This is a genomic window from Methylobacterium sp. WL116 (assembly GCF_008039455.1).
Lineage (GTDB): Bacteria > Pseudomonadota > Alphaproteobacteria > Rhizobiales > Beijerinckiaceae > Methylobacterium.
Genome location: NZ_VRUV01000238.1, coordinates 1 through 6,888, shown reverse-complemented (window position 1 = coordinate 6,888; position 6,888 = coordinate 1). Strand labels below are relative to the sequence as shown.

At 69.2% G+C, this 6,888-nt stretch carries 5 protein-coding genes; 2 read left to right on the top strand and 3 right to left on the bottom strand.

Annotated elements, in window-relative coordinates:
- Positions 1–314: 314 nt before the first annotated feature.
- From FV223_RS16635 to FV223_RS16625, 3 genes are all read right to left on the bottom strand, one after another.
- The gene (locus tag FV223_RS16635; RefSeq protein ID WP_147728075.1) at positions 315–3,485 is read right to left on the bottom strand and encodes a multidrug efflux RND transporter permease subunit; all 3,171 of its coding nucleotides are present in this window, start codon (positions 3,483–3,485) and stop codon (positions 315–317) included.
- 63 nt (positions 3,486–3,548) lie between these two features.
- Positions 3,549–4,898 carry an efflux RND transporter periplasmic adaptor subunit gene (locus tag FV223_RS16630; RefSeq protein ID WP_147728076.1) on the bottom strand — a complete coding sequence of 450 codons (1,350 nt, stop codon included), beginning with the start codon at positions 4,896–4,898 and terminating at the stop codon, positions 3,549–3,551.
- Between the two features lie 240 nt (positions 4,899–5,138).
- Positions 5,139–5,453 carry a hypothetical protein gene (locus FV223_RS16625; protein WP_147728074.1) on the bottom strand — a complete coding sequence of 105 codons (315 nt, stop codon included), beginning with the start codon at positions 5,451–5,453 and terminating at the stop codon, positions 5,139–5,141.
- A 330-nt stretch (positions 5,454–5,783) separates the two neighbouring features.
- On the opposite strand from FV223_RS16625, the gene FV223_RS16620 reads away from it, so the two are divergent.
- Together FV223_RS16620 and FV223_RS16615 are read left to right on the top strand one after the other, a co-directional pair.
- On the top strand, positions 5,784–6,347 hold the full coding sequence (locus FV223_RS16620; RefSeq protein WP_147728073.1) for a L,D-transpeptidase: 564 nt from the start codon (positions 5,784–5,786) through the stop codon (positions 6,345–6,347).
- A gap of 6 nt (positions 6,348–6,353) precedes the next feature.
- A complete protein-coding gene (locus tag FV223_RS16615) occupies positions 6,354–6,818 on the top strand; it encodes a hypothetical protein (protein ID WP_147728072.1) in 465 nt (154 codons plus the stop codon).
- The last annotated feature ends 70 nt before the right edge of the window (positions 6,819–6,888 follow it).

Below are 6,888 nucleotides of genomic sequence, written 5' to 3'. Positions count from 1 at the left end.
GTGCTGCGCGCCGGCGGATCGGTCCAGGCGCCGTTGGGGGCGGTCTGCGCGCAGGCGGCCGTCGTGCCGAGCGCCAGGCTCAGCATCAGGGTCGCCCTGAGGATTCCACCGGCTCCGATCGACATCGCGCACTCCCTGGCGGATGGCGGCGGCAGCGCGGACGACGCTGCCTGCCTCGGCACAATTCTTACCGAGATCTTACGACAGCGTCCACGAGGATTGTCCTCGCCCGGTGCTGCGCGGCACGCGATCAACAACGTACCCGCGGCGACCAGTGCACGGCGATCGGGCCTGCGCCCGAATGCCGTCCGGCGCTACTCCGCCGGCACGCCGTGCCCGCCCGGCGCCCGCACCGCCGGGGTCGCGGCATCGGCCTTCTCGCCGGCGAGCACGTCCTTGCGGCGGAAGAGCCGCATCACGACCACGAAGAACACCGGCACGAAGAACACCGCCAGGATGGTCGCCGAGATCATGCCGCCCATCACGCCGGTGCCGATCGCCTGCTGGCTCTTCGAGGCGGCGCCGGTGGCGATGGCGAGCGGCACCACGCCGAAGATGAAGGCGAGCGAGGTCATCACGATCGGGCGGAACCGCAGCGTCGCCGCCTCGATCGTCGCGTCGACGATCGAGGTGCCCGGCTTCCACAAGTCCTTGGCGAACTCCACGATCAGGATCGCGTTCTTGGCCGACAGGCCGATGATCGTGATCAGCCCGATCTTGAAGTAGACGTCGTTGGGCAGGCCGCGCAGGTAGACCGCCGCCACCGAGCCGATGACGCCGAGCGGGATCACCAGCAGCACCGAGACCGGGATCGCCCAGCTCTCGTAGAGCGCGGCCAAGCACAGGAACACGATCAGCACCGAGAGCGCGAGCAGCAGCGAGGCCTGGGACCCGGCCTGCTTCTCCTGCAGCGACTGGCCGGTCCAGGTGTAGCCGAAGCCCTTGGGCAGCTGGCCCATCAGCCGCTCCATCTCGGCGATCGCGTCGCCCGACGTGTAGCCGGCGTTGGGCTCGCCGGTGATGCGGACCGACTGGTAGCCGTTGAAGCCGACGATCTGCTGCGGCCCGACGCTCCATTTCAGGTCGGCGAAGGAGGACATCGGCACCATCGTGCCGGAGGCGTTCTTCACCCCGTAGTTCAGGATGTCGGTCGCCTGCATCCGCTGGAGATCCTCCGACTGGACGATCACGCGCTGCATCTTGCCCCGGTTCGGGAAGTCGTTGGTGTAGACCGAGCCGAGGTTGACCTGGATCGTCGCGTTGATGTCCTCGAACTTCACCCCGAGCGCGGCGGCCTTCTCGCGGTCGATGACGAGCTCGGCCTCGGGCGCCGGCGGCAGGCCCTCGATCTTCATCTTCTGCAGCACCGGGCTCTGCATGGCGAGCTTCAGGAGCTGTTCCTGCGCGGCGAGCAGCGCCGAGTAGCCCTTCTGCGCCCGGTCCTGGAGGCGGAACGAGAAGCCGGCGGCGTTGCCGAGGTTGTCCACCGGCGGCGGCTCCTGCGCGTCGACGATCGCGTCGCGATAGCCGGAGAGCGCCTTGTTGGTTCCGGCCACGAGCGCCGAGGCCGCGTTCGCCGCGTCGCGCTCGCCCCAGGGCTTCAGCGTCACGAAGGCCTGGCTGGTGTTCGAGCCCTGGCCGGAGAACGAGAAGCCGTTCAGCATCGTCACCGTGGCGACGCCGGGCTGGGCCAGCAGATGCTCCTCGACCTTGCGCACGGCGGCCTGCGTCCGGTTGAACGAGGCGCCGGGCGGGGTCTGGATGTCGACGGTGAAGAAGCCCTGGTCCTCCAGCGGCAGGAAGCCCTCGGGCAGGCGCGCGAAGGCGAAGGCGACGCCGGCGACGAGCGCGAGGTAGACGATCATCACCCGGCCGGACTTCTTGATGAACCACGCGGTGCCGCGGCCGTAGCGCTTGGTCTCGCGGTCGACGATGCGGTTGAACCAGCCGAACACGCCGCCCTTGGAATGGCCATGGCCCTTCGCGACCGGCTTCAGCAGCGTCGCGCACAGGGCGGGGGTGAGCGAGAGCGCGAGCACCGCCGAGAACGCGATCGAGGTCACCATCGCGATCGAGAACTGGCGGTAGATGATGCCGACCGAGCCGGGAAAGAACGCCATCGGGATGAACACCGCGATCAGCACCAGGGTGATGCCGATGATCGCCCCGGTGATCTGGTCCATCGCCTTCTTGGTCGCGTCCTTCGGCGACAGGCCCTCCTCGGTCATGATGCGCTCGACGTTCTCGACCACGACGATGGCGTCGTCGACGAGGATGCCGATGGCCAGCACCATGCCGAACATCGTCAGCACGTTGATGGAGAAGCCCGCGAGCAGCATCGTGCAGCAGGTGCCCATCAGGGCGATCGGCACGACGATGGTCGGGATCAGGGTGTAGCGGATGTTCTGCAGGAACAGAAACATCACCACGAAGACGAGCACCACCGCCTCGACGAGGGTGTGCAGCACCTTCTCGATCGAGGCCTTCACCGCGGGGGTGATGTCGTAGGGGATGTCCCACTTCAGGCCCGGCGGAAAGAACTGCGACAGCTCCTCCATCTTCTTGCGGATGGCGCCCGCCGTCTCTAGGGCGTTGCCGTCGGGCGCCAGCGTCACCGAGATGCCCGCGGCCTGGCCGCCGTTGAGGCGAGTCGAGAACTGGTAGGCGTCGCCGCCGAGCTCGATCCGCGCGACGTCGCGCAGGCGCACGTTCGAGCCGTCCGAGTTGGCGCGCAGCACGATCGCGCCGAAGTCGTCGACCGAGGCGAGCTGGCCCTTGACGATGATCGGCGCGGTGATCGCCTGGCTGTAAGGGCTCGGCTGCGCGCCGACGGCGCCGGACGCCACCTGAATGTTCTGGTTGCGGATCGCGTCCGTCACGTTCTCGGCGGTGAGCGAGAGCCCGCGCAGCTTGTCCGGGTCGACCCAGATGCGAAGGCTGCGCTCGGTCGAGTACAGCGTCGCGCGCCCGACCCCGGGAATGCGGCGGATCTCGTTGATGACGTTGCGGATGAGGAAGTCGCCGAGCCCGATCTCGTCCATCTTCCCGTCGGTCGAGACCAGGGTGATGATGTTGAGAGTGGCGGCCGACGCCTCCTCGACCAGGATGCCCTGCTGCCGGACTTCGGCCGGGAGGCGCGCCTCGACGCGCTTGAGGCGGTTCTGCACCTCGACCGAGGCCAGCGCCGGGTCGGTGCCGGGCTGGAAGGTCGCGGTGATGTTGACCGCGCCGAACGAGTCGCTCGTCGACTCGAAGCTCATGATGTTGGCCGCGCCGTTCAGCTCGTCCTCGATCAGCCGGGTCGTGCCGGTGTAGAGGCTCTCCACCGAGGCGCCGGGATAGGCGGTCGACAGGGCGATCGCCGGCGGCGCGATCACCGGATACTGCGCCACCGGCAGCAGCGGCAGCGCGAGCGCGCCGCCGAGGATGATGAACAGCGCGACGACCCAGGCGAAGACCGGCCGGTCGATGAAGAAGCGTGCCATGGATGTTCCGGATCAGCCTGTCGGGTGGTCGGTCGTCGGCGCGTCGTGATCAGCGCATCTTGCTCAGCGCGTCTTGGCGGCGGCCTCGGCCTTGCCGTCCGAAGCCTTGCCGTCCGAAGCCTTGCCGTCCGAAGCCTTGATCGCGCCGGCCTTCGCCGCGCTCGCCCTAGCTTCGGCGGCCCGGGCCTCGGCGGCCTTGGCCTCGGCCATCTTGGCTTCGGCGACCTTGGCCTCGGCTTCGGCGACCTCGTCGACGTCGTGCGGCATGGCCTCGGCGGTCTCGTGCGGCGGCGTCTTGTCCACCGGCTTCACCTGCTGGCCGGCGACGATCTTCTGGAAGCCCTCGATCACCACCCGCTCGCCGGCCTTGAGGCCGTCGCGGATCAGCCAGTTGGTGCCGACCACCGGGCCGACCTCGACCGGCTGGAGCATGACCTTGTCGTCCGCCTTGACGACCCAGACCTCGGCCTTGCCGTCGTTGGTGCGCTGGATCGCCTGCTGTGGCACCGCGATCGCATCGGAATCGATGCCCTGCTTGATCCGGGCGCGCACGTACATGCCGGGGAACAGCTCGTCGTGCGGGTTGGGGATCTGCACGCGCAGCGTCACCTGGCCGGTGCTCGGGTCGGCGGTGACGTCCGAGAACAGGAGCCGGCCCGCCATCGGGTAGAGGGCGCCGTCGTCCATGATCAGGTGGACGTTGGCGGAATCGCGCTCCAGCCGCGAGAGCTCGCCGCTGGCCAGATCGCGCCGGAGCTTGTTCAGCTCGCCGACCGACTGGGTGATGTCGACGTAGATCGGGTCGAGCTGCTGGATCGTGGCGAGCACGCCGGTGGTGCCGGATTCGATCAGGGTGCCCTCGGTGAGCAGCGCCCGGCCGATGCGGCCCGAGATCGGCGCGCGCACATCCGTCCAGTCGAGGTTGAGCTTGGCCCGGTCGCGGGTCGCCCGGGCGCCGGCGACCTCGGCCTCCGCCTGCTTCTTGCCGGCGAAGGCGGTGTCGTACTGGGCCTGGCTCGCCGACTGGCGGGTGAGCAGCGTCTCGAGGCGCTCGGCCTGCTGGTTGGCGAGGACCAGGGCCGCCTCCTGACGCGCCAGCGCGGCCTCGGCGCTCATCAGATCGACCTGATACGGTGCCGGGTCGATCTTGTAGAGGACGTCGCCCTCCTTGACCTGGCTGCCCTGCTCGAACAGCCGCTTCACCACGAGGCCGGAGACGCGGGACCGCACCTCGGCGATCCGCATCGGCGCGACGCGGCCGGGCAGGTCGCGGACGTAGGGGATCGCCTGAGGCGCCACCGTGACGATGCTGACCTCCGGCGGCGGAGGCGGGACCGGGGCCGAGGCCTGCTTCTGGTTGCAGGCGGAGAGCGCGACGAGAAACACCCCGAAACCGAGCGAGGCAGGGCGCATCCGGCGGGCGGACAGGGAGAAGGTCAAGGTCGGGTCGCTCCTGCGAAACGCATCTCGGGGAAGGCCGAGGCGAGGCTCGGCCGTCCGGTGTGTGTCGGCGGCGCGTGGTGCCGGATCGTTCGGCAACGGTCGCCCGCTCGAGGGGGCGGGGCAACCGCGAGGACAGCGCGAGACCCCCGCTTTCGCAGGACATCTTGGCGATCCCGCGACGACGGGCGGAAAGTCCGCGCCGTCGGCCCTTCAGGCGAGCCGGGGCGGGCGGTCGGGCGGTGCGGAAGCCCGTGCGCGCACGACGGCGCGGCCGCGCGGAACGAAGGCGGATCCGGACAGGCATCGGAGGAGGTGCGGCAGCGGATCGGCGGAGGCCGGGCGTCCGGCCCAATCGTCGGCCTCGACCGCGTGCGACGCGACCATGTCGACCGAAGCGTCGGCGGCGTCGGCCAGGACCGACCGGGGAGCCGTCAGCGTCGAGCCGCTCCCCGAGACGGTGGCACCGGCCTCCCGAGGGAGACCGACGACGAGCAGCAGCACGCCGACCACGAGAGCGACGAGCACCCGCAGCATCGTGGCACGAGCGGCCACGCGGGCCGGCGCAGCGATTTCAGAGGGGCATGTCACGGCTCCCATAAAGGCTCTGCCCCATCGCGGCACAACCGGCTGCGACATCTTGTCGAGAAGGTTTGCGAGAAATCCGGGAACCAATCGCCCTCCGCCTCCGACCGGGTGGAGGGCTTTCCGGGTCGGCAAGCCGCGATCCGCCCGCAGGAAGTGTTGCGGCGATCCCACAGGCGGCGCGTTCCGGGCCCCCAACGCATCCGACGTCCGCCGCTTGCCGCAATGCCCGCCTATTCGGCAGCGGATCGAACGAACCACCGGAGGACCAGCATGACACGCCGCATCGCCACACTCTGCCTCGCTGCCGGGCTCGCGCTCGGCGCCGGCGCGGCGCACGCGAACCCGTTCGATGCCGGGCCGATCGCCGACTTCATGAACATCTTCCGCACCCAGGCGATCCCGCGCGAGACCATCGCCTGGAAGGGCAAGGAGAAGCCCGGCACCATCGTCGTCTCGACGAGCCAGCGCCGGCTCTACTACGTGCTCGGCGGCGGCGAAGCGGTGCGCTACGGCGTGGGCGTCGGGCGCGAGGGCTTCTCGTGGTCAGGCGAGAAGAGCGTCACGATGAAGAAGGAATGGCCGTCGTGGCGGCCGCCGTCGCAGATGCTCGCCCGCCGCCCGGACCTGCCCCGCTTCATGGCCGGCGGCCAGGACAACCCGCTCGGGGCCCGGGCGATGTATCTTGGCTCCTCGCTCTATCGCATCCACGGCTCCAACGAGCCCGAGACCATGGGCGCCGCCGTCTCTTCCGGCTGCATCCGGATGACCAACAAGGACGTGGTCGACCTCTACGATCGCGTCCGCGTCGGCACCAAGGTGATCGTTCGCAACTGATGGTTGATGGCGGCGGGATGGGGCGCCGGTCTTCGTCCCGCCGTTACGAAGGGCTTCGCCTGGGCAGCCGTCGCCTCGACCGACAAAATTACAATTCAAGATTGTAATTTTAAGTCTTTGACAGCGTTTGCCGTGAAATCCTGCCGTCCGCGCCCGATCGGGCGTCCGGGACGGTTTCGCATGGCGGATGATCGAGTAGGCTCAGCGGCGATGCGCGACGCGCGGACGGCGCCTGTCGAGGCGTCGCTGCAGGGCCTGATCGACCTGGCCGCGGACCTGCTCGAGGCGCCGATCGCCGCCATCCTCGGCGCCGGGGCGCCGATCGGGCCGCGAGCGGAGGAAGCGAACGCGCTCGCGCCCTTCCGCGACCGTGCGATCGCCCGGGGCGACGTCCTCGTCGTCCCCGACGCGGCGATCGATCCGCAGTTCCGTGCCGGCTCCGCCGGCGGCGGCGCGATCTGGCCAACATAAGCAGCCGACGAAATGGAGTGTGTATATATAGGTGGTCGCCGTATAATTAAAAAAAAAAAGGGGGGGGGGG

Coding starts and splice junctions, on each gene's coding strand:
- FV223_RS16620 (WP_147728073.1), top strand. CDS start 5,784: ATGACACGCCGCATCGCCACACTCTGCCTCGCTGCCGGGCTCGCGCTC.
- FV223_RS16615 (WP_147728072.1), top strand. CDS start 6,354: ATGGCGGCGGGATGGGGCGCCGGTCTTCGTCCCGCCGTTACGAAGGGC.
- FV223_RS16630 (WP_147728076.1), bottom strand. CDS start 4,898: ATGCGCCCTGCCTCGCTCGGTTTCGGGGTGTTTCTCGTCGCGCTCTCC.
- FV223_RS16635 (WP_147728075.1), bottom strand. CDS start 3,485: ATGGCACGCTTCTTCATCGACCGGCCGGTCTTCGCCTGGGTCGTCGCG.